This window comes from Shinella sp. WSC3-e (assembly GCF_945994535.1).
GTDB classification, from domain to species: domain Bacteria; phylum Pseudomonadota; class Alphaproteobacteria; order Rhizobiales; family Rhizobiaceae; genus Shinella; species Shinella yambaruensis.
Genome location: NZ_OZ000536.1, coordinates 244,533 through 266,283, shown reverse-complemented (window position 1 = coordinate 266,283; position 21,751 = coordinate 244,533). Strand labels below are relative to the sequence as shown.

The 21,751-nt window shown below is 59.9% G+C and carries 15 protein-coding genes; 9 read left to right on the top strand and 6 right to left on the bottom strand.

Going from position 1 to position 21,751, the window contains the following annotated elements:
• Positions 1-58: 58 nt before the first annotated feature.
• From AABF56_RS35205 to AABF56_RS35180, 6 genes are all read right to left on the bottom strand, one after another.
• Positions 59-5,215, bottom strand: coding sequence for a DEAD/DEAH box helicase family protein (locus tag AABF56_RS35205; protein ID WP_272791897.1), 5,157 nt, complete (start codon positions 5,213-5,215; stop codon positions 59-61).
• 98 nt (positions 5,216-5,313) lie between these two features.
• Positions 5,314-5,712, bottom strand: coding sequence for a DUF3085 domain-containing protein (locus tag AABF56_RS35200; RefSeq protein ID WP_272809238.1), 399 nt, complete (start codon positions 5,710-5,712; stop codon positions 5,314-5,316).
• Between the two features lie 11 nt (positions 5,713-5,723).
• On the bottom strand, positions 5,724-6,326 hold the full coding sequence (locus tag AABF56_RS35195; RefSeq protein WP_272791895.1) for a DUF1419 domain-containing protein: 603 nt from the start codon (positions 6,324-6,326) through the stop codon (positions 5,724-5,726).
• 145 nt (positions 6,327-6,471) lie between these two features.
• On the bottom strand, positions 6,472-7,431 hold the full coding sequence (locus AABF56_RS35190; protein ID WP_272809204.1) for a DUF3991 and toprim domain-containing protein: 960 nt from the start codon (positions 7,429-7,431) through the stop codon (positions 6,472-6,474).
• 219 nt (positions 7,432-7,650) lie between these two features.
• On the bottom strand, positions 7,651-7,833 hold the full coding sequence (locus tag AABF56_RS35185) for a hypothetical protein (RefSeq protein WP_272809203.1): 183 nt from the start codon (positions 7,831-7,833) through the stop codon (positions 7,651-7,653).
• A gap of 392 nt (positions 7,834-8,225) precedes the next feature.
• Positions 8,226-9,395 (bottom strand): hypothetical protein, encoded by a 1,170-nt coding sequence (locus AABF56_RS35180; protein WP_272809202.1) that lies wholly within the window; start codon positions 9,393-9,395, stop codon positions 8,226-8,228.
• A gap of 157 nt (positions 9,396-9,552) precedes the next feature.
• Here AABF56_RS35180 and AABF56_RS35175 point away from each other — a divergent pair, with 157 nt between their 5' ends.
• From AABF56_RS35175 to AABF56_RS35135, 9 genes are all read left to right on the top strand, one after another.
• On the top strand, positions 9,553-12,294 hold the full coding sequence (locus AABF56_RS35175) for a UvrD-helicase domain-containing protein (RefSeq protein WP_272809201.1): 2,742 nt from the start codon (positions 9,553-9,555) through the stop codon (positions 12,292-12,294).
• On the top strand, positions 12,291-13,352 hold the full coding sequence (locus tag AABF56_RS35170) for a DUF6088 family protein (protein WP_272809200.1): 1,062 nt from the start codon (positions 12,291-12,293) through the stop codon (positions 13,350-13,352). Before AABF56_RS35175 ends, AABF56_RS35170 begins: the two co-directional genes overlap by 4 nt.
• Positions 13,353-13,356: 4 nt before the next feature.
• A complete protein-coding gene (locus AABF56_RS35165) occupies positions 13,357-14,415 on the top strand; it encodes a nucleotidyl transferase AbiEii/AbiGii toxin family protein (protein WP_272809199.1) in 1,059 nt (352 codons plus the stop codon).
• A gap of 12 nt (positions 14,416-14,427) precedes the next feature.
• The gene (locus AABF56_RS35160; protein ID WP_272809198.1) at positions 14,428-15,285 is read left to right on the top strand and encodes a DNA-binding response regulator; all 858 of its coding nucleotides are present in this window, start codon (positions 14,428-14,430) and stop codon (positions 15,283-15,285) included.
• A complete protein-coding gene (locus AABF56_RS35155; RefSeq protein ID WP_272809197.1) occupies positions 15,282-15,860 on the top strand; it encodes a hypothetical protein in 579 nt (192 codons plus the stop codon). Before AABF56_RS35160 ends, AABF56_RS35155 begins: the two co-directional genes overlap by 4 nt.
• A 1-nt stretch (position 15,861) precedes the next feature.
• On the top strand, positions 15,862-19,260 hold the full coding sequence (locus AABF56_RS35150; protein WP_272809196.1) for a UvrD-helicase domain-containing protein: 3,399 nt from the start codon (positions 15,862-15,864) through the stop codon (positions 19,258-19,260).
• An 81-nt stretch (positions 19,261-19,341) separates the two neighbouring features.
• The gene (locus AABF56_RS35145) at positions 19,342-20,097 is read left to right on the top strand and encodes a multiubiquitin domain-containing protein (RefSeq protein ID WP_272809195.1); all 756 of its coding nucleotides are present in this window, start codon (positions 19,342-19,344) and stop codon (positions 20,095-20,097) included.
• The gene (locus AABF56_RS35140; RefSeq protein WP_272809194.1) at positions 20,072-21,244 is read left to right on the top strand and encodes a ThiF family adenylyltransferase; all 1,173 of its coding nucleotides are present in this window, start codon (positions 20,072-20,074) and stop codon (positions 21,242-21,244) included. The genes AABF56_RS35145 and AABF56_RS35140 overlap by 26 nt, the downstream gene beginning before the upstream one ends.
• Positions 21,241-21,687: a DUF6527 family protein gene (locus AABF56_RS35135; protein ID WP_035243685.1), complete on the top strand. Its 447-nt coding sequence runs from the start codon at positions 21,241-21,243 to the stop codon at positions 21,685-21,687. The genes AABF56_RS35140 and AABF56_RS35135 overlap by 4 nt, the downstream gene beginning before the upstream one ends.
• The last annotated feature ends 64 nt before the right edge of the window (positions 21,688-21,751 follow it).

Below are 21,751 nucleotides of genomic sequence, written 5' to 3'. Positions count from 1 at the left end.
CATCCTTATCCTTCGAGAGCGAGACAGGGCAAGGTCAGAAGCGACGTCAGAAACGGGGCTAAGCAGCAATTTCCTCGGCCTCGGCATCACCGCGCGCAGACTTCGCCAGCGCCTCCTCGACCTCACGCAACTTCTGGCGCTTCTCAGCCAGTTCGTCGGCAAAGGCGAAGGTGCCACCCTGACGCGACTGGTAGGAGGAAAGCCGCCGCTGGTACTCATCCAACCTCAGGCGATAACGTTCCCGCTCCTCTTCGAACCCGCCGAGTGCATGCTCGAGGCGGGAGATGGCCCCAAGCGGCGTGACGGTCACCGGCAGATCGATCTCATAATCCGCGCCGGTGCGCTGAAGCAGGGTCTGGTAGTGGTAGTTGTCACCCCGGCCGAAGCGCTCGCCTTCATAGGTGAGATCAAAGCCGCCGATCGACGCGATGTGAACCTCGCCCTCTTGGCCGAGCTGGACGAGGGTGAGGATCTCCTTCATCAACGCCCGACCGGCATCCTTCCGCTCCGTGTATGGCTTGCCCATCACGGTCATGGTGAAGGCATCGCCGGAGGTCGGAACCAGCCGTTCGATGTCCTGGCCGATTTCGCCGATACGGCGGTTTGCCGTCTCGATTTCACGCTCGGCATCGCGAAGCTGCCGGCGCACGGCGAACAGGTCGTCGTCATGGGCGGCGCGCAGGCGCTCAAGCCGGGCAATATCGGCTTCCAGGCCCGCTTTCTGCATCAGGCGCTCATCACCACTGGCAATCGCCTTGGCCATGGCGAACTGGTTGGCCTGACCTTCGTTCAGATCCTCCAGCCGGCGGATGGAAGTATCGCCGGACAGTGCCGCGGCGATAAACCGAGCCTTGCGCTCGTTCTGCTGCCACATCGTTGCGTCGACGCTTCCCTGCGTGGCATAGGCGAAGATATCGACTTCGTCATGCTGATTGCCCTGGCGCACGATACGGCCCTCCCGCTGTTCGATCTGCGACGGCAGCCACGGCACATCGAGATGATGCAGGGCCTTCAGGCGAAGCTGGGCGTTGACGCCGGTGCCCATCGTTTCGGAACTGCCGATCAGGAAGCGAACCTTGCCGGCGCGGACGTCGCCGAACAGGCGCTGCTTCGCTTCGGTCTTCTTGTAATCCTGCATGAAGGCGATTTCCGATGTCGGCACGCCCATGCGGATGAGCTCGTCGCGGATCCAGCGGTAGGCTGAGAAGCCGCGGGTCTTCTCGACATTGGTCGTCCCGAGATCGGAGAAGATCATCTGCGCCGCACCGGGCAGCTCGTAGACTTTGCCGTCCGGGCGGCGATAGCTGTTCTCCGAAGTTTCCCTCCAGATACGGAAAGCGTTACGGACCAGCAGATTGAGCTTGTTCTCCGGCTCGTCATCTATTGCCGGCATGACCAGGCGGAGATCGATCGCGGCATGGCGGCCATCGGTGATAACGGACAGCAGGATGTCGTCACCGGGCTGCGCCGGCCCCTCGCGCATCTCGATCGCCTTGATGCGGGTTTCGAGGATCTGCTGGTAGGCTTTGAAGGCAGGCGTTGGCGCAGCGGTCAGGATTTGCCGCTTGCCCGTCGCGATCTCCGGCACCCTGACGTGCGCTTTAAGATCCTCCGGCATCACAACGTCGGCGAAGGCCCGAAACATAGCAATCAGTTCGGGGACGTTGACGAAACTGGCGAAGCGGCTGACCGGCTTGTATTTGCCGGATGGCTGAAGCTCCAGTTCGGTGCGTTCATCCCCGAAGTTCGAGGCCCAGGCGTCGAATTCGTGCAGGCCGCGCTCGCGCAACGCCTCGTAGCCGAGCAGGCGCTGGATCGAGAACATTTCTCCGAGCGTGTTGGTGATCGGGGTGCCGGAGGCAAGCACGAGCGCCCGGCCCGGATTCTTCGTCTCGATGTAACGGGATTTCACATAAAGGTCCCAAGCTTTCTGCGACCCGTTCGGATCGACCCCCTTGAGCGTCGACATATTGGTGGCGAAGGAGAGTTTTCTGAATTCCTGCGCTTCGTCGACAACGATCTGGTCGATGCCGATTTCGGAGATGGTCAGCAGATCGTCCTTACGGGTGGAAAGCGCCTCCAGCCGCTCCTGCAAGCCCTCCTTCAGCCGCTCGAGCCGCTTGCGGGAGACCCGGTCCTCGTCATCAACTTTGGTCAGCAGGTCCTCGTAGAGCTGCAGCTCGTCGTGGATCATCTGTTGTTCGAAGGCGGATGGCACGCCGATGAACCTGAACGCGGAGTGCGTGATGATGATCGCATCCCAGACCGCCGTCGCGGCTCGCGACAGGAAACGCTGACGCTTGTCTTTGGTGAAGTTGGTCTCATCAGCGACGAGAATGTTCGCTGAGGGATAGAGCGCCAGAAACTCGCGCGCCGCCTGTGCGAGGCAGTGGCCGGGAACGACCAGCATCGCCTTGGCGATCAGGCCCAACCTCCGCTGCTCCATGATGGCGGCTGCCATCGTCATCGTCTTGCCGGCGCCAACAGCATGGGCAAGATAGGTGGAGCCGGAGGAGATGATCCTCCATATGCCGCGTTTCTGGTGCCCATAAAGAACGAAGGCGCCAGAGGCGCCGGGTAAATTCAGATGGGAGCCGTCGAATTTGCGCGGCGCTATGTTGTTGAAGCGGTCGTTATAGACCCGCGCCAGCCGGTCGGTGCGATCAGGGTCGGTCCAAACCCAGGTCTGGAAGGCATCCTTCATCCGCTGGAGCTTGTCGCGCGCCGCTTCGGTATCGATGACATTCAGCACCCGCCGCTCGCCATCGGCGTCCTTGATGGTGTCGAAGATCTGCGGCACGCGTGAATTCAGCGCATCGGCAAGCAGTTCGCCGGCATGGCGGCGGCTCGTGCCCCATTCCGAGGTGCCGGCGGCGCTATAACCAAGTTGCCGAGCCTCGACCGTCCATGATCCCAGTTCCGGCAGATGATGAATGCGGATATCCGCCCCCATCATCTCGTACACGAAGGCGACGACATCGGACGCCGGGATCCACGGCGCTCCGAGGCGTGCGGTAATATCCGACGGACGTAGATCGGCCGGCTGGACTTCCTGTAGCGCCCGGACATTACGCAGATAAGCGGTATCGAGCGCAGCGGCGGCTTCAGCGGCCGCAAACTTGGTGCGGACCGGGCCGGAAAGATAGGCGTCGGAGGTCCGCCACGACCCATCCGAGGGATCGCGGAAGATGGCGTCGCCGAGGTCGGCGATGACCGCATCGGGGTCACGATGCAGGAGTTCGGCGATATGGTCGACGTCGACGCGGCCGCGCTCGTTGAGCACCACGGCGAGCGCATCAGCCGCGGACGTAATCACCGGGGTGGCCGGAGGTGAGACCACCCGTTCGGAGAAAATGGGACCCGGTCTGGCCGTATCGGTTTCGAGGTCGTAATCCTCGATGGAGGCCACCAGCCAGCAATCGGGATCGTCACGGAAAGGCTGAAGGTTCGGTTGCCGATGTGTCTCGCGAACCTCGCCGGTTTCCTCATCTTCAGAGATCGATACGGTAGTGTGGTTGATCGGTCCGAAATCACGGACGAACGAGGACCAGGCGATGCGCAGGCGCACCTGAAGATCCTTCCACGGGCGATCCTGTTCCTGAGCCTTCAGCACCTCCCGCAGAGCATCCCGGACCGGGATCAGCTTTTGGATGATGCGGACATGCTTTCCGGACAGGCATTCGCCTGGCTGCCTCTCGGCAGACCGCCCCTTGCGAACCTTGATCGGAACCGGAGAGCCCTCGACCATCTGCATCAGGCCGTGCCTGGCATCGATGAAGAAGCTGCCCTCGCGAACTTGTCTCTTTCCGGGGCGAAGATCGACGATCTCCCCGAGCTCGTCCTCCAGGTCGATGTCGATTGCTGACGGCTCGCCGTCGTAGCGATCTTCCGGAAGAAGAGAGATGGCAGCATTCAGCGCCACTTCGAGATCGACGCCGGCGCGACCACGGCACGTATAGGTCTCCCCGAACGCACCCGACGTCAGGGCGTGGTCGCCAAGCACGAAATCAGGATGCCGTGCGAACCAGCGATTGATGCGAATAGCGCCTTCGTCTTCTGTTGCCGGGCGGACTTCATCCACGTCGAGCCAGGTCTGGTCGCCCTCAGGTTCTCCAGCCTTGCGCCTGCGGAAGAACAGGATGTCGACGACGACGTCCGTGCCGGCATCGCGGCGGAAGCTGCCTTCGGGCAGACGAATGGCCGCAACCAGGTCGGCCGATCTGGCGATATGCTCGCGGGCTGTCGCATCAACCTTGTCCATCGTGCCGGAACTGGTGACGAAGGCCGCGAAGGCGCCGGGCTTCAGGAGATCGATGGACCTCGCGATGAAGTAGTCGTGCAGTCTGAGACCAAGTGACCGATAGTGCCGGTCCGAACGCACGATGCGATCGGAAAACGGTGGATTGCCAATGGCGAGATCGTAGATCGGCGAGAGATCGGCGCGCGCGAAATCCCCTTCGATAATCCGGGCTTTCGGCTGCAGGAGCTTTACGATTCGCACAGTCACCGGATCGAGTTCGACACCGGTTACATAAGTGTTGTCGCGATACGCCCTCGGCATCAGCGCCGGAAACAGGCCCGTTCCGATGCCCGGCTCCAGTACGCGACCGCCGCGCCAGCCCATGCGCTGCAATCCCGCCCAGATCGCGCGGACGATGAACTCCGGCGTGAAATGCGCATACTGCGTGCAACGCGACAGGCTGGAATAGTCGCTCTCCGAGACGGCACTTTCGAGCGACGAGCCGAGATCGTCCCACCCATCCCGGAAACTCACCTCGCCCGGACGGCGGAACATGCCGTTCGCCAGCTCGGAGGCGCCGAAGCCGGTGAAACGGATCAGCCGCTGCTGATGCTCGCGCGTGACGGGGACCTTGTTCCGCTCGATCTCATTGGCGATCAGGATTGCCGCCACGCTCAATCGCGCACGTTCCTTCCACGACGCAGCAAGGCCGCGATCCTCCCCATCATCGAGGTAGAAGTTCGTGTGCTCCCCTTGCCGGCGTGGTGCTGAGCGCAGGGGCGGCGCGATCGGCAGCGCCGGTGCGGGCGCAGGCGGCGTCGGATCGGGATCGTCGTCATTCGCAGGTTCGGGGGCCGCCTCGCGCGCGAGACCACCGAAGGCCGTCACGCCCAGGCCGAGCCCTGACGACAGGGCTGTATTCCCGAACATGTCGAGGGTGCCAGACGGATCAAGCGAAAAAGGATCGTTGGACATGAAAATGCTCTCCTTGAAAAAGGGGCGAGCGCCATCGTTCCGCTGGAGGTGAGCCTCCGGGCGGGGCGGTCGCGAAGTTGTTGGAAGGGTGCGCCGCGTCAGCGGCGGATCACGCTGATGGATATGGACGTGTCGTCCATCACGATCCGCAGATGCGTCGCGTCGGGCTGAGCCGCGACGAGCTGTTCGAGTTCTACCGCGTCGATGAATTCGACACCGTCATCGCCCCCGAAATATCGGCGCTTGTAGTGCCAGTAATCCGGATTGCTCTTCGGATCGCATTCCTCGGCATAGATGACGAGCGGACGCTGTCCCTCGGCGAGTTTTCCGTTCGAGAGAAGGTAGACGCTCTCGTCACCGACCAGCCACAGGCCGGCTCTGGCCTCGGCTTCAGGGGATATTCCCTGATACGGAATCCGAAAGCCGCCGTTTGCGGCCGCGTCGGCACGGCCACGCGCCAGAACGGCGCAAATGTGCGTGAGTGAGAAAGTGAACATGCCGCCCTCCGTCACGCCGCGAGCGCGTCGGGCAGGTAACGCAGATGTACCGGCAGCTTCGCCGCGATCTCCACGTCCGTCAGGTCTTCCAGCAGCTTGCATGTGGTGCCGCCTGGTCTGGCGAAGAACATCACCGTGCGTTTGCCACGATCAGCCTCCGGCCAACGCTCGCCGGCATAGCCACGATAGTCGTCAGCGGTGCTGCTCCAGATATGTTCGAGACGCTCCTCGCGCGTCATCGCCCGAACAGGACGGGATTCACGCTCGATGATGGCGGTGCGCATGCGCTCGGGCGAACCCTTGTCGATCAGGTCGCAATAACCGTGGAAGTGCCGGATACGCCCGTCGATCGACAGCGTGAAAAAGATGCTGGTGATCGAGCCGGTGAGGAATTCGCGCATGGCGAACATCTCACCCCGCATCCAGAGGGGCGGCAGGATCTCGAACATGTAATCGTGGCAAGCCTCCCCGATCTCGAACCATTCGCCGCGATAAAGCGCACTGTCGTCGCACTCCCATCGGTTCGGGCGCTGCGCATGACGGTCGAACATGCGGAACATCTGGCGGCGATCGGCGATGCCCTGATAGACTTTACGGATGGGAGAGAGGTTCATGAGCGGGCTCCTTTCAGCCTCGTCGGGCTGAAGCGCGGCTCATCTTTGCGATGACTCCATCTTCTCTTCAGCCCTTCCTGACCCCTCCCCCGCGGCCGCCTCTCCGTCCGGTCGGGTCAAGGGCCGGCTTCAGCCGGGCGAAGCTTCACCCTTGACGCGGCCGGCGGGCATGCGGCAGGCCTCCCCTACCCACCCTTCTTTCCTTTTCTTCTCCTTTTCTCTCCTGCAATGCGTCGTTCCAGTCCTCAGCCGGCGGCGTCAGGCGGAACCAGTCGCAGCCGGCATCTTCTGCGATATCGCGCAGGCGGCCGGCAAAGGCCTCGCCCTGACTGTTGGCATCCGTGGCGGCGACGAGCTGCGCGCCGGGGCGCGCGGCGAGCACGCGAACCGCGGCTTCTGTCGTCGGCGACCATCCCCCGCCTGTGCTGAGATAGAGGCTTCCCTCTCGCATTCCTTCGAACGCGGCCAGGCTCATGGCGTCGATCGCCGCCTCGGTGACGCAGAGGCGTGAGGCGTCGAGGGCGCCGAACCGGAACAGAACCTTTGACCCTCCTGTCGAGAAGCCACGCCAGTCGGGGCCGCGCTCCTCCCAGCCGGTGACGCCGCCATCGGCATCAACATGGGCGGCCCACATGCTGCCGTAGGGACCTTCCCGCAGCACATCGCTTTGGAGGGCGGCACGGATGATGGTCTCCGGCAGGCAGCGTTCAGCACGCAGATAGCGCCACGTCATCGACCCTCGCCAAGGCTTGCGGCGTTTTGCCCACCGCTCGGGGATGGTCGCGGCCGGAACGGGATCTCGAGCTTTTCGGGTCCACACCGGCTCTTTGGCGACAAAATGGACCAATGCGGCGACCTGGTCGAGCGCTTCGACGAAGGACACTCCTTCGAGATGCGCGGCGAGACTGAAGACGTCGCCTTTCGCGTCGGACAGGGGATCGAACCAACCCCGCCCGTCATGGATGACGATGGCGATTTCCGCACCGCGCCGATATTTGACCGCCTTGCGGGTGCTCTCCTTCACGTCGACCGCAAAGCCGGACTGCTCCAACACGACGCCGCAGAGAACACGGTCCCGCAAGTCTTCCAGTTCTTTTTTCTCCATGCTTTCTGTCGGCGCTCGCACGTCCGCCCTTCTTGTCCGTTTCCTTTCTCCCCGCAGTTTGCGGGACCCCTTTCCGGCGGCCCGCGAAGAGCAAAGGTGGCAAGGGCGCGGCCGGCAAGGTGCAGATCTGCACCTTGCCGAGCTGGCCGTGCCAGCCGCGGCGAAGCTTCCCTTGCCGCCTGCCGCTCGCAAGCGGCACCTAAAAAGGGGAAAGCCGGCTCAATGAGCCGGCCCGTATTCGAAGGGATCGAATTCGGCGATGGTCTCGACCTCGCCGTCATCGAGTTCGTCGCTCGGGAGAACGCCAAACTCGTTTCCGGACCTGAAGAGCGTGACCGGGACCATCAGAGTGCGGGCAAGTGCGAATGCGTGGCGTTGAGCGAATGCAAGATCCTGTGCCATGTGAGAAACCTCCGTCCGGAGCGGGCCGATCCCGCTCGATGGCTCCTCGAAGGACCGGGGACGGTCGCGATCACCGCGAAGGCGAAGCCGAGCGGCGGCAGCTTGCTAGCCGACCCTCAACGGGTTGATCGTCGGAGATCCGGACCTGGTCCAGGACGCCATCCATAAAGAGCGGGGTTGGTTTGCTTCGGAGGGCCAGGCGGTTCTTCCAGCACAGATCTTTCACCGGTTCCGCAGCGACAGCCACGACCCGGCGTTCTTTCCATCAAGCGCCATGCAGATGCTTAGCGGTGACCGGCGCCTTCCTGATCGGCAATCGCCTTGACGGCCTCGACCGGACGTTTGCTCTCTTGCAGCAAACGATTGGCCGAAGCGGAGACTAAGCACGATCTTTAACCTTGTTGGACGTAGGTGGTCCGGTCGCGCCTTAGGGCCTGCGGCGGAATGATGTCGCGGGTTTGGAGCGGCGTCCGATAGTCCGAGCGGCGGTGAGTGCGACCAAAGCTACCAAAGCTACCAAAGCTACCAAAGCTACCAAAGCTACCAAAGCTACCAAAGCTACCAAAGCTACCAAAGCTACCAAAGCTACCAAAGCTACCAAAGCTACCAAAGCTACCAAAGCTACCAAAGCTACCAAAGAGGTGTAAATTTTTCAGTTGCGCACGGTCAACCTCAAAGATGGCGAAGCTGTTGGCGTCCTCCACAAGCACTTCATCTCCCCATGATACGCAAGCATGGTCGATCGCGGCATCGCGGTCGCGTACCAATCGGATGCTGTTGTCATTCCGGTCGAGCACTTGCCGATCTATACCCCGTTTCAAGATGACCCCGGAGAACTCCTCCAGGATGGAAAAGAAAAGGGGCTGTCCGACCGGAAGCGCAACGTCGGTCGTATAGGTCGGCTCGTCTCGGCCGGTGAAAAAGCGATTGCCTTCCGAGGTCAGATTGAGAAAATCGTATGTGAGCGCATCCTCGTCATCGCGATCCAGTAAAATTGGCTCCATCTCAAGCGGCACATTAAACTGCTGCTCAAGATACTGCATGCGGTGGCGCGTAGCGCGCCGGCCGCATATGGCGACAGCGGAATCGTGGCGCGTCAATTCCGATTTGGGATCGCGCCAGGCTGACAGCCAATTGAAGGAACCGTCAACGAAGATCCTTTCGTCGACAATGAGCGACTTATTGTGGGCTCCGCGCAATCGGTGAACGGTAACGCCCAAATCCCGGAGCATTCGAATGCCCTCGGCAAAAGACCGCTTGTATGTCTCGAACAAGTCCTCAACTTTGCAATTCTTGTCGACCTGCATCAGATTGAACTCATAGTCGGTGTAGAAATGTATCTCTGCCCTTCTTGCCGCGCCCATCAACTCCGTCCACATCGTCGCCAAGGCTCCGCCGGTGATCCACGGTGAAGAAATGATAACCTCGTGCTTGGCGCCTCGCAGACAGAACGCCAGAAATTGAGACAGTTGTTCCGCCCCGGCAACGAAGGTACTGGAACACTCGCAGGTGCAGTCGAAGAGGTTGTGCTGGCAGGCACGGCAATGGAAGTTTCGCGTCATCGGATCGATCTTTTACTCATTGGTGATAATCGGTTTGACCTAGCAACATCCCGTTGAAAAATGGCGAATATCCATGAGCTATCTGCTACCCCAAACATGTTCTCTTTGACCTGCTCTTCGATGGGTTCATGTCCCGGCAGGTAGCGCTTAAACCCTGATGACTGATCGCGTTCGAACATACCGACCTGGATTTTTTGCTCGGCTCCTTCCCCAAGGAAAATGGAAGGTCAGGCTGAACGTGTCGTTACCAGCAGCCTTGCAGCTCGATGTGAACGGCGCCCTCGATCTTCCTTGCCTGGATGTCATAGCAATTTCTGTCACCAAGGCATTGCTGTGGCACTCGGTTGAAGTCCGCTCGCGTAAAGGGATTCATACCCTATCGTGCCTCGGAGAAGAGGCAGCAACCCGGCTTGCGGCAAACCTTTACAGCTTCATCAACAGCCACCTCTTCGACCTGATCAGCTTTGACACCGACCGCTTGAGCGAGGTGGATACGAAACTACAGACTATCACCGAGGGTAACCGGCAATATCTGGCCCATGCCGACCTCGCCCGTGCGATTGCGGGCGTAACCGGTGAAGCCGCGGCCGCGCTTTCGCACCCTCTGTTCGACCCGGAACTGATGCCGGCCACCCTGAAAGCGGTGCTGCCCCGATCGCTCGCGTTCGTTACCGATCCGGACGTGCGCCACAGATATAATGACGCGTTTGTCTCAGCTGAGCTGTCGAGATACCGGTCGTTCTTTGACAATTTAGACGGCCGGTCCTTGTCCGATCAGCAACGCGAGGCATGCATTCGACTGGAGGACAACAATCTTCTTGTCGCCTCAGCGGGGTCGGGCAAGTCCGCAACCATGGTCGGCAAGGTCGCCTATGTCCTCGACAAGCAGCTCTATCGCCCTGAAGAGATTCTCGTCCTTGCCTTCAACAAGAGCGCCGCTGACGAGCTAAAGAAGCGGATATCCAGACAGCTCGCGGTAGATCCAGGAAATTCGGAATGTAAAGTGACCACGTTTCATGCGCTGGGTCGCGGAATTATCGAGGAGGTCGAAGGCCGTCCCCCACAGCTCGCCGACTGGGTCGAACACCCTGCCGGCGAAGCGAAAATCATCGAACAGATCATTGACGATCTGCTGCGATCAGATGCGGAATTCGCCGATCTCTGGGTCAACCTCCTCGTCCTTCATCCCAAGGCGGATATCCCGGTCGAGGTGTTTGGTTCTGAGGCTGACTACGAGCGCTATCTGTCGGTGCGCCGGCGGAAAGGCAATGCGACCATCGGCACGATGGCCGGGATACATGTGAAGTCGCTCCAGGAGCAGACAATCACGAATTGGCTGTGGCTGCATTCCGTCGAATTCGACTACGAACGCCAGATCCCGATCGAAGAGAAAAACGGGCAGATCCGGTACGTCCATCCGGACTTCTATTACCCCACCAGCAAGACGATACACGAGCATCTGGCTATCAATGCCGATGGCTCATCACCCTTCACAGACTACGCCACCCATGCCGAACACAAGCTGGCCGGCTACCGCAAGGCGGGGATGGACGTTTTCCAGACGACGTCTGCACAAGCGTGCAATGGATCGCTGATTGAGGAACTCGAGGCGCAGCTCACGAAACGGGGCATCTCGTTCGAAAGAAAGAGCTATACGGCGATCGTCAAAGCCCTCGAGCCTGTTGTCATCAAGCACTATCACAAGCTGATTGCGGTCTGCATCAAACACATCCGCGCCAGTCACCTCACCCTGGACATGCTGCTTGAGCGGGCCAAGGCGCTCCACGACCGCACCCGCGCCAAAGAGTTTGCTCAGGTCGTCTGGAAGATTACCGAGACCTATTCCCGGAAGCTTGAAAAAGCCAATCGCATAGACTTCGACTCGATGATCGCCAATGCCACGCGGCTCGTGGAAGCCGGACAGTATCAGAGCCCCTACTCCCTTATCCTGGTCGATGAATTTCAAGATATTTCCGAGCCGCGTGCGAACCTGATTAAGGCGCTGAAGCATCAGAAGGCATTCACCAAGATCTTTGCGGTTGGCGATGACTGGCAGTCCATCTATCGCTTCGCCGGATCGGACATAACGATCTTCACGCAGTTCGAGGCGAATTTCGGGGCAAGCTGGCAAGGTCGACTGGAGCAGACCTATCGTTGCAACCAGCTCATCGCCGAGACGGCCGCCAGTTTCGTGCAGCGCAATGCCGCCCAACTTAAAAAGTCGGTGCGATCGACACGGCCCGCGATTGCGCGGTCGATCCGGGTCATTCCGACCGACGGTGAAGGGGGCAAGCCAGATTTCGCCGATTCATGCCTCCGATTGCTGAAGCGCCTCGACACCTTCCTTGGCGGGATTTCCGTACAGTGGCGGAGTGATGGACACCAGAAACTCAAGGTCATGGTGCTGTGGCGCTACAACCAGCTGGACCCGTTCAGGGGGGCGACACCAAAATTCGAGCATATCGAGGTGTCGGGACTGTCGTTCCATCGAGCCAAGGGACTTGAGGCCGACTATACGATTCTGCTCGATGTCAGTGAAGGCGACTATGGGGTGCCAAGCCGGATAGAGGACGACGAGCTGTTCAATCTAGTCATGCCGCGACCGGAGACATTTGAGTTTGCCGAGGAGCGCCGCCTTTTCTATGTCGCATTGACCCGCGCAAGCCGCGGCGTGTTCCTGCTTACGAACAGCCGTGAGCCATCCAGATATATTCGGGAGCTCTCAGAAATCGCCGGCGAAAACTTGCGTTTCGAGACCATTGATGGTGATACGCTAAATCAATGTCCGGCGTGCGGCGTGGGCCAACTGGTAGAACGGAAAGGTCGCAACAACGGCCGCTTTCTCGGGTGTAACCAGTATCCCGGCTGTGACCACACGCAGCGACGAAGCGCCGAATGAACGAGCCACGTCGCCTGCGCGGCTGCGCGAGGTCTGCAATCGCTCTTCCAATTGATCGTGTCGGCCGGAAACAACTGCTCTACCGGCCAGATCGCACGATACCGAACGCATTTCGCGTCGGCACGGCCGATGCCAACCATTCGCGTTTTCAGCATTCGTCAATGAACATACGGAGCGTTTGTCCGAAATTTGTATGTATATTTCGGACTCGCCTTTTGTCCGAAAAAAGTATACATCTTTCGGACATGGCAGCCGACTCACCCGATCTGAAATCAGCAATGCTCGAACGCATACGTGGGGATTCACCGCGCAAGGTTTGGACGCCTAGCGATTTCGTTGACCTCGCCTCGCGAGATGCGGTCGACAAGGCGTTGCAACGCCTAACAAAAACAGAAATCCTCAGGCGGATCGATCGAGGACTTTATGACCAGCCTGGTTTTAACAAACTAACTCAAAAGCCCAATCCTCCCGATCCGCGCTCTGTTATCGATGCCGTTGGGCGCCGCGATCAAACCCGTATGCTTGTAGACGGAATGACTGCAGCAAATGACCTCGGTTTGACAGACGCTGTTCCTGCAAAAATTATCGTCCATACCGATGCACGTCGGCGACCGATCAAGCTCGGCAATGTGACGATCACCTTTCGTCCAACAGCCGCCAGCAAATTGTTCTGGGCCGGACGACCGGCAATGCGGGTCGTTCAAGCGCTTTACTGGATTCGCGATATTTTGCTCCGCGAAGGTGAAAGTGACCGCGTGAGCGGCAAACTTGCCAAGCTTTTCGAGGATCCTGCGGTCGGCGCGGCCATTAAAGCCGATTTGGCAGCGGGCATTACCGCGCTTCCGACATGGATGTGGACATTTCTCAAGCCGCTCATCGAAGGCGAGAGGGGCGATCATGATCAGCATGTCAGTAGCGATCGCACTGCAGATGATTACGACGCCGACGATCATCACCGCAACGACGATGATGGACATCGCCATGGCGATCCTCGCCTGAAACGTAAGTCGGTCTCGACCCGCATAACAAGCAACAAACGCAGTCACTCCAGGCAATGAAGAAATGAATCCAGCTTATGACGAGGTCCTTGCAGCTGGAGAAGCTGCGATGTTGAGCGCCTTCGATACGACGGCGCAGCGGCTCGGCACGGCCGCCCAGAACATAGAAAAAGACTTTTGGGTCTGTTGGACCCTAGATGTCTTATTCAACGGATTAAACGACAGTGGTCCTCGCCTCCTCTTCAAAGGCGGAACCTCATTATCCAAGGGATTCGGTCTAATCAGCCGGTTCTCCGAAGACATAGATGTCACGGTATTTAGAGATGACATTGGCGAGCCGGCGACCATCGAGGAACTTGAGGAGCTCAGTGGAAAGAAACGCAAAGCACGTCTCGAGGCGATCAAGGATGCCTGCAAAGCCTACATTAACGGACCCCTGCGCGACGAATTGACGAAAATTCTTGCGGACCGCCTCAAGGCCGCCGGCGCTGATCCCTCAAACGCGAGGATCGAAGCCGACGACACCGATCCCGATGGCCAGACCTTGTTGATCTGGTATCCGGCAGCGACACCACGGTCGGAGTATGTGAGGGCGGCCATCAAGATTGAGTCAGGTGCAAAGTCTGCGCTTGATCCCAATAGCGAAGTGCCGATTAAACCCTATGTCGATGACGATCTTCCGGCGCTTGACCTGACGGTGCCAGCCGTGCGGACTGTCGATCCTGAACGAACCTTTTGGGACAAGGTCGTCATTGTCCACGGGCTGCGGCGGTGGTTCGACAAGCGCGGTGAACTAAAGGGCGGTGGCCAACGGGTTTCGCGACACTACTACGATCTGCATCGGCTCGTCGCGACACCGGTAGGAGCAGCGGCCATCAAAGATAGAGCGCTCGGTGAAGATTGCGTCGCGCACGCCCGCATGTTCTTCAATCGGCCCGACTTCGATCTCGCCAGCGCTGTTCCTGGCTCCTTCGCACTTGCGCCGCACGACGCGATGATCGAACAGCTCCGCATTGATTACCGGGCTATGCAGGGCATGATCTTCGGCGACCCGCAGGGGTTCGAAGCCGTGATCGACAGCATCGCTTCGCTTGAGGCGAGTTTGAACAAGAACGCAGACTAAGCGGACGGGGCTATGAAGAGGTTGGAGGGAGTAGTGGGGGCGAAACCGGAGCCGGAAGCGCATCGTAACGGCAACACGGTTGTAGCTCCGCTGCGCAAGCGACGACTTACTGGCGAGCTTTATGAGCGCGACAGGAGGGTGGAAACACTCATCGCCGAGTTGGCCGCGCTGCCACGCGACGAGTTAATCGGCAGAGCTGCAATTACGAAGCGCTCCGAGCCGGGATATGTACCCAGCGAGTGCCTCGTATATTTCATCCGCGCTAGTCGTCACGACAATAACGAAACATGGTTCGAGCGCCTTTATCGTATACTTATGGAGCGGGTGCTCCGTAGCGTGCCCAAACCGGAGAACTCCGACGGCAAGACTGAATCGCTGACGCGCAGCGTGGTGCGTGACAAAGTCTTCAGCCGGTTTGTAGAAATTCTATCCGCAGACCGAGCATCATACGTCGACAAACTCGATTATTTCGAGGTGCGATTCGATGGCGCTGTGGCGAGCTTGCGACGCGATGCTCAGGAACAGGCTTGGCGCGACGAGAACAGATCCAAGCCTCTCGAATATGACGAGGAGAGTGGTGAACTGTCAGCAGAGGTCGAGGCAGCGGCCGGAGCCCATGATCCTTTCGCCGCATCGGATTTTGACGATCCGTCTTACCGGTCGCGTTTGGATGCGGCGATTGAAGGTTTACCGCCAGAACAAATCAGGATCATACATATGCTGAAACAGGGCTTCCCAATAGATTCTAAGGAGCCAGACGTCATGACCATCGCCAAGGCCCTAGGTCGTTCCGAAAAAACGATCCGAACTTATCGCGACAAAGCGTTTGCAGCGTTGCGGGTGGCTCTGGCCGACGGTGAAAAGCAATGAGTCCCGCCGGCGAACGCCCATCCCGCGAAGCCGTGCTCGACGCATTCGCAGTCGAAAGCGAGCCCGATCGCTCGACCCTCGAACGCTACCTGCGTCTTTACCCAGAATACGCCGCAGAACTCGTCGATCTCTCGCGCGAACTCAGCCGCGAGACCTCGGAAGAGGCCGCGCCCCCTTCCGCTGCGGATCAGGCGCTGATTGATGCCGCCTGGTCGCAACATGCGAGGGCTCTGCCCGAGGCAATTCCAGATCCTTTTGCGGCTCTCACAGCCGCTGACTGGCGCACTGTCGCTCACCAACTGGACATCCCGCGCCAGGTCGTCACGGCACTGCGTGAACGGCGCGTGTCGTTTCTCAGTATCCCTCGCCGTTTTCTTGAAAATCTGGCGATCGCAATGCGCTGCTCCGTCGCCCAGCTGGAGTTGTCTTGGGGAGCCACCCCACTGGCTGCGGCTCGTAGCTACAAGGCTGACGGAAAGCCAACCACGGGTGAACAGGTCACTTTCGAAAAGGTGTTGATCGACGCCGGCATTCCCGTTGAGAAGCGAACCCGGCTTTTGGGGGAGACGGACTGATATGGACAGCGTGGAGCTTGCCAGGCAAGTCGCCGCCGAGCTTCACGCTCACCTTGTCGAATTCGGCGCTAATCCTTGGGCACCATATGAATTCGTCGTCGCCGAGGCCACGCGGCGGGGGATTGACGTTGAGCCGACTGCGGCGGGTGCAGCTATGCTCAACGGCGGTCGCGCGACCTTCATAGCCGCCGACGATCTGATCCTTCATGAGAATGTCGGCTCTCTATTCGAGAAAGCCTTCCTTGTTGCGCACGAGATCGGGCATGTCGAGCTTGGCGACGATCCGGACGATGAGTCTGCGCCGACGATCGACCCCGCCCGCGCCGCCGAACCATCACCGGTCGGTATTGATCGGGTTGTCGACTATGGGCGCAAGCAACGGCGCGAAGTCCAGATGGATCTGTTCGCGAGAGAGCTGCTGCTTCCTCGTAGTGTCGCCCGACAACTCCACGTAGCTGGAGGGCTTTCTGCTTCTGAGATTGCCGAGAAGCTCGGTGCGCCGTTCGAGGTCGTGGCGCAACAGCTGCTTGATGCCCTCTTGTTGCCGCCCTTCCCGACCAAGCCGACGGCAGCGCATGAGGAACGGCCCTTGAATCCCTTGCAAGCAACGGCGGCGGGGCATCGCGGAGGGGCCTACCTGCTTGAAGCAGGTCCAGGCACTGGCAAAACCCAGACGTTAGTCGCACGCGTTGAAGGCCTCCTCGCAGACGGTGTCGATCCAAGGCGCATCCTGCTTCTGACGTTCTCGAACAAGGCAGCGGGTGAAATGGCCGAAAGGATCGCACGCAAGAGGCCCGACGCAGCGGCCGCAATGTGGATCGGCACGTTTCACGCCTTTGGCCTCGATATCATCCGCCGGTTCTATGCGGAGCTCGGCTTACAAAAAGATCCACGGATGATGGATCGTACTGAGGCAGTTGAGCTCCTAGAAGAGGAGTTTCCGCGTCTGAGGCTGGCTCATTATCGTAACCTGTATGATCCCACACAAATCATCTCCGACATGCTGGTTGCTATATCCAGAGCAAAGGATGAGGTGGTCGACGCCAACAGTTACGCCGCGCTCGCTGGCGCCATGCTAACGAAGGCAACTGACACCGAGGCCCGCGAAGCGGCAGAGCGTGCCGTCGAGGTGGCTCGTGTCTACGCGACCTATGAGCAGCTCAAGCGCAACGCGCATTGCATCGACTTCGGTGACCTTGTCGCGCTGCCGGTGCAACTGCTTGAAAAGGATGCGGCCATTCGCGAAACACTCCAGGCACAATACGATCATGTCCTAGTCGATGAATATCAGGACGTGAACCGCAGCAGTGTGAGATTGTTAAGCGCAATACGACCTGACGGTCGCAATCTTTGGGTGGTCGGCGACGCCAAGCAGTCCATCTATCGCTTCCGTGGAGCCTCATCCTTCAACATGACTCGCTTCGGCAAGGAAGACTTTGCCGGCGGCAAGCGCGGGCGTTTGAAGCGCAACTATCGTTCGGCGTCAGAGATCGTCAACAGTTTTTCCAACTTTGCTGTCACGATGCGAGCAGGTGACGCCGATAGTGGTCTCGAAGCAGAGCGGGACCGCAATGGGCGTGGGCCAGAGTTGCGCACGGTCAAGCGTGCCGAAGAGCAGCAGGTCGCTTTAGCGGACGCGATCGAGGAACTCCGCCGCGCGGGCCACGCCTATCGCAATCAGGCGGTTTTATGCACCGGAAACGAAAAGCTGTCGAGGATCGGTCAAGATCTCGAACGGCTCGGCGTGCCGGTCCTATTCCTGGGAAGCCTGTTTGAACGAAGTGAGGTCAAGGATCTTCTGGCAATCCTATCGATCCTCGTTGACCGGCGCGCCATGGGTTTGGTACGAGTCGCCTGTTGGCCGGATTTCGCGATGTCTTTCGCAGACGTCGCCGAAGTTTTCGAGCATCTGCGAACCACAGATCCCGCTCCGGCAAGTTGGCTTCAGCACGTCGATTTAATCCCAGGCGTGAGTGTGGCTGGACGCGAGGCACTCGGCAAGCTCTCAGTTGCTCTCGCAGCCTTCGACGAAGCCGCCTCGCCCTGGACTGTCCTCTCAACACTGCTCCTCGATCGCACGCAGATTGCGGCGCGTCTCGGGACATCGCTGGACCTCGGCGATCGAACCCGGGGAATTGCTATCTGGCAGTTTCTCAACTTCGTGCGAGTACAGCCGTCGGGGCGCGGACTACCTATCACGCGCCTGCTTGATCGCGTGCGCAGGCTTGTGCGCCTCGGCGACGACCGTGACCTGCGTCAGTTGCCAGCAGCAGCTCAACATCTTGATGGTGTGCGGCTGATGACTATTCACGGCGCCAAAGGCCTGGAGTTCGAAGGCGTGCATATCCTGGGTCTCAACAGCGATACGATTCCACGCACGCCCCCTGCCCCGCCCTGTCCGGCGCCCCCGGGCATGATCACAGGTTCTGAAGGCAGCGTACTGGAAGCATTCCGAGCGGGCCAGGCCGAGGAACAGGAGTGCCTTTTCTATGTTGCGCTCTCGCGCGCTCGCGATCGCCTGGTCCTCTATGCGCCGACACAGAAGAGCAACGGTCACAATCGGCCGCTCTCGCCATTCCTCGATCGTCTTGGGGCGTTGACGCGCAGCTCGATCGTGCCGACGCGGCCACTTCCGCTGGCGGCCGAAGCGCGAGGTGTCGAATTGATCATCGACGGACGGCTTCGCTTCAGTGGACCGCAAATCGCACTTTATGAATCATGCCCTCGCCGCTTTCTTTACACGCACATCCTCCAGGTCGGCGGCCGTCGAACCGCTACCGCCTTTATGCACTTGCATGAGGCAGTTCGCTCAGTCGTCGGGGCGATGATTGCAGCCGATCTGTCACCTTCCGAGCAGGACCTCCAAAATCGTGCTGAAGCAGCGTTTGCCAGCCAAGGGCTCTCAGATCACGGCTATCGCGCCGAATTCCTCGACCTGGCCATGGCGATGCTGCGCTTCTTCCTGTCCAGCCGCGCAGGAGCCGTCGCGGAGCCTTCCGCAGCGGTCAGCCTCACAATTGAAGGTGAGGAAATACTCGTCCAACCGGATGAGGTGCTGGTTCGACCCGACGGTGTTCGCGCCGTGCGGCGCGTCGGCACAGGTCACATGCGATCTGCGGAGAGCAAGGACGTCGGCGCTGCGGCGCTGATCCTCGCGGTCAAGCAGGCCTTCCCCGGCGCCGTCGCTGAACTGGTTCATCTCTCCGATGGCGAAGCGCGTTCGCTCTCATTGTCGGATCGCGAGTTAACAGGGCGCAAGGACAAGCTTGCAAAGTTTCTTGTCGACATTCGCGCCGGCCGTTTCCCGGCTGACGTTTCACCATTCACCTGCCCGAACTGCCCAGCTTTCTTCATTTGTGGACCGACCCCCGAAGGCCCCTTGAAAAAAAAGTTTGCCTGACCTTACCGGTCGGCCAATCTCGCTCCGATTGGATCTTTAGAGCCGCGGCGTCGCCACGGCGCAAATCTAAGGAACCAATCTATGAGTACACAAGAACTTCTTGAATTTGACGATGTCGGCGATGCGCTGCGCGAAGGCCGGCCGCTTCGTCCGGCGCGGGTTTATCGCTTCCTCCTCGCTGAGGGCGATCTCAATTTTCAGCACCGTCAGGTGACCGATCCCTTGCCGCTCGGACGTCAGTTGCTCGAAGCTGCCGCCCTCGACCCTCGGCAGGGTTACAGTCTTTTTGCGATTTTGCCCTCGGGCGATTTCGAGGACGTGCGCTTGAACGAGCCCTTCGATCTGCGCGAACGCGGAGCTGAACGTTTCATTGCTTTTGAGACGGACCGCGACTTCAAGCTGATCCTCAATGACGACGAACTGCGCTGGGGCAAGCCCGTTATCAGCGGCGCGGTCCTCTATGGCCTGGCCAAGCCGGGTGATAACGAGGCGGTCTTCCTCGAAGTTCAAGGCGGTGAAGATCGTCTGATCGAACACAACGAACTGCTCGATCTGACCGGCGCCGGCATCGAGCGTTTCATCACCGCTCCGAAGCCGCCAATTACCTTTGAGATCATCGTCAACTCGCGCCTCCGCACGGTGGACGAGCGGACGGTGACGTTCGAGCAGATCGTCCAGCTCGCCTTTCCGGGCCAGCACCCGCCGAACGTCGTCTTCTCGATGACCTACCGGCATGCGGCATCTGCGCCGCATGCCGGAGAACTCGGGGCCGGCGGCTCTGTCGATGTCAAGAAGAAGGGGACCGTGTTCAATGTCACGCGCACTGTTCAATCGTAATCCTGACCTCAAGCGCCTGATGGACGAAGGCTACTTCGTCCAGCAGCGGGGCGGCTATCTCGTCATGCGCGAGATTCCTTATGTCGATGAACGCCGGCAAGTGCGCACCGGCACCTTGATCTCCAGCCTTACGCTGGCCGGAGATCAGACGCGCACGCCTGACACACATGTCGTCCACTGGGACGGTGATTTCCCATGCCACGCCAATGGCGCACGAATTCAGGGGATTTCGCACGCCAACGGCGCCTTCGACCTTGGTCACGGCTTGAAGGCGACGCACAGCTTCTCCAGCAAGCCGGAAGGTGGCTATACGGACTACCACCACAAGATGACGAGCTACGCGAACATAATCGCGGGCCCGGCGGCTGTGCTGAAGCCCGGCGTGACAGCTCACACTTTCCGTGAGCCCGAGCAGGAGGAAGAGAGTGTCTTCAACTACGTCGAAACAGCCTCCGACCGCGTGGGTATCGGCATGCTGACAGAGCGGCTCGTCAATGAAAAGATCGCCATCATCGGGCTCGGCGGCACCGGCGGCTATGTTCTCGATCTCGTCGCAAAGACGCCGGTTCGGGAAATCCATCTGTTCGATAGCGACGAGTTCCTGACCCATAACGCGTTCCGCGCACCGGGTGCTCCGAGCCTGGAGGAACTGCGGGAAGCACCCAAGAAGGTCGAATACTTGAAGCGCATCTACAGCCGGATGCACCGCAACGTCGCGGCGCACGACGCCGCGCTGAGCGCCGACAATCTCCACGTTCTCGACGGCGTCACCTTTGCATTCCTCTCTCTCGATGCTGGAGAGGCGAAACGGTTGATCGTGGAGAAGCTCGAGGCGATCGGAGCCGCGTTCATCGATGTCGGGATGGGGCTTGAGCTCGATGATGGGTCGCTCGGCGGCATCCTGCGGGTCACCGCCAGCACGCCGGAAAAGCGAGATCACGCGCGGCAGCGCATCTCCTTCGTTGGCGGCGGCGCCAAGGATATCTACGCATCCAACATCCAGGTCGCCGATCTCAACGCCTTGAATGCCGTTCTCGCGGTCGTGAAATGGAAGAAGATTCGCGGGTTCTATCGCGACCTCGAGCGCGAGCATCACTGCACCTACACCACCGACGGCAACATGCTGATCAACGGAGACTTTGCGTGATGCGGCACCAGCGACTCGACCATCGTTTCATCGAACACATCCCTGAGCGCCTGGAGCCAGGCGTGCTCTATGTTTCGATCGAATATGCGACATCGGCCCATAGCTGCTGCTGCGGCTGCGGCGAGGAGGTCGTCACGCCTTTCACGCCGACGGACTGGAAGATGACGTTCGACGGCGAGACAGTCTCGCTTCGACCGTCGATCGGTAATTGGACGCTGAAGTGCCGGTCGCACTATGTGATCGACCGGGGCAAGGTGATCGAAGCCGGTCCTTGGAGTGAGGAGCAGGTCGAAGCCGAGCGACGTCGCGATCGCGCGGCCAAGGCCCGCTTCTATGGGCAGCCGCCAAAGGTCGCGCCTGCCGTTCAGCCCGCTCCGGTGAAAGTACAGCACAGTCTCTGGCAGCGCCTCTGGGCATGGATCTCGGGACGCCCTGCAAAATAAACTTGTGAGTTACATTTCCGCGCAAGCATTTCGCGCGGAAGTGTACTTTCGAAACATCACTAAT

Bases quoted from the DNA above. Each gene is read 5' to 3' on its own strand.
- AABF56_RS35205 (WP_272791897.1), bottom strand. From the start codon at position 5,215: ATGTCCAACGATCCTTTTTCGCTTGATCCGTCTGGCACCCTCGACATG.
- AABF56_RS35200 (WP_272809238.1), bottom strand. From the start codon at position 5,712: ATGTTCACTTTCTCACTCACGCACATTTGCGCCGTTCTGGCGCGTGGC.
- AABF56_RS35195 (WP_272791895.1), bottom strand. From the start codon at position 6,326: ATGAACCTCTCTCCCATCCGTAAAGTCTATCAGGGCATCGCCGATCGC.
- AABF56_RS35190 (WP_272809204.1), bottom strand. From the start codon at position 7,431: ATGGAGAAAAAAGAACTGGAAGACTTGCGGGACCGTGTTCTCTGCGGC.
- AABF56_RS35185 (WP_272809203.1), bottom strand. From the start codon at position 7,833: ATGGCACAGGATCTTGCATTCGCTCAACGCCACGCATTCGCACTTGCC.
- AABF56_RS35180 (WP_272809202.1), bottom strand. From the start codon at position 9,395: ATGACGCGAAACTTCCATTGCCGTGCCTGCCAGCACAACCTCTTCGAC.
- AABF56_RS35175 (WP_272809201.1), top strand. From the start codon at position 9,553: ATGACTGATCGCGTTCGAACATACCGACCTGGATTTTTTGCTCGGCTC.
- AABF56_RS35170 (WP_272809200.1), top strand. From the start codon at position 12,291: ATGAACGAGCCACGTCGCCTGCGCGGCTGCGCGAGGTCTGCAATCGCT.
- AABF56_RS35165 (WP_272809199.1), top strand. From the start codon at position 13,357: ATGAATCCAGCTTATGACGAGGTCCTTGCAGCTGGAGAAGCTGCGATG.
- AABF56_RS35160 (WP_272809198.1), top strand. From the start codon at position 14,428: ATGAAGAGGTTGGAGGGAGTAGTGGGGGCGAAACCGGAGCCGGAAGCG.
- AABF56_RS35155 (WP_272809197.1), top strand. From the start codon at position 15,282: ATGAGTCCCGCCGGCGAACGCCCATCCCGCGAAGCCGTGCTCGACGCA.
- AABF56_RS35150 (WP_272809196.1), top strand. From the start codon at position 15,862: ATGGACAGCGTGGAGCTTGCCAGGCAAGTCGCCGCCGAGCTTCACGCT.
- AABF56_RS35145 (WP_272809195.1), top strand. From the start codon at position 19,342: ATGAGTACACAAGAACTTCTTGAATTTGACGATGTCGGCGATGCGCTG.
- AABF56_RS35140 (WP_272809194.1), top strand. From the start codon at position 20,072: ATGTCACGCGCACTGTTCAATCGTAATCCTGACCTCAAGCGCCTGATG.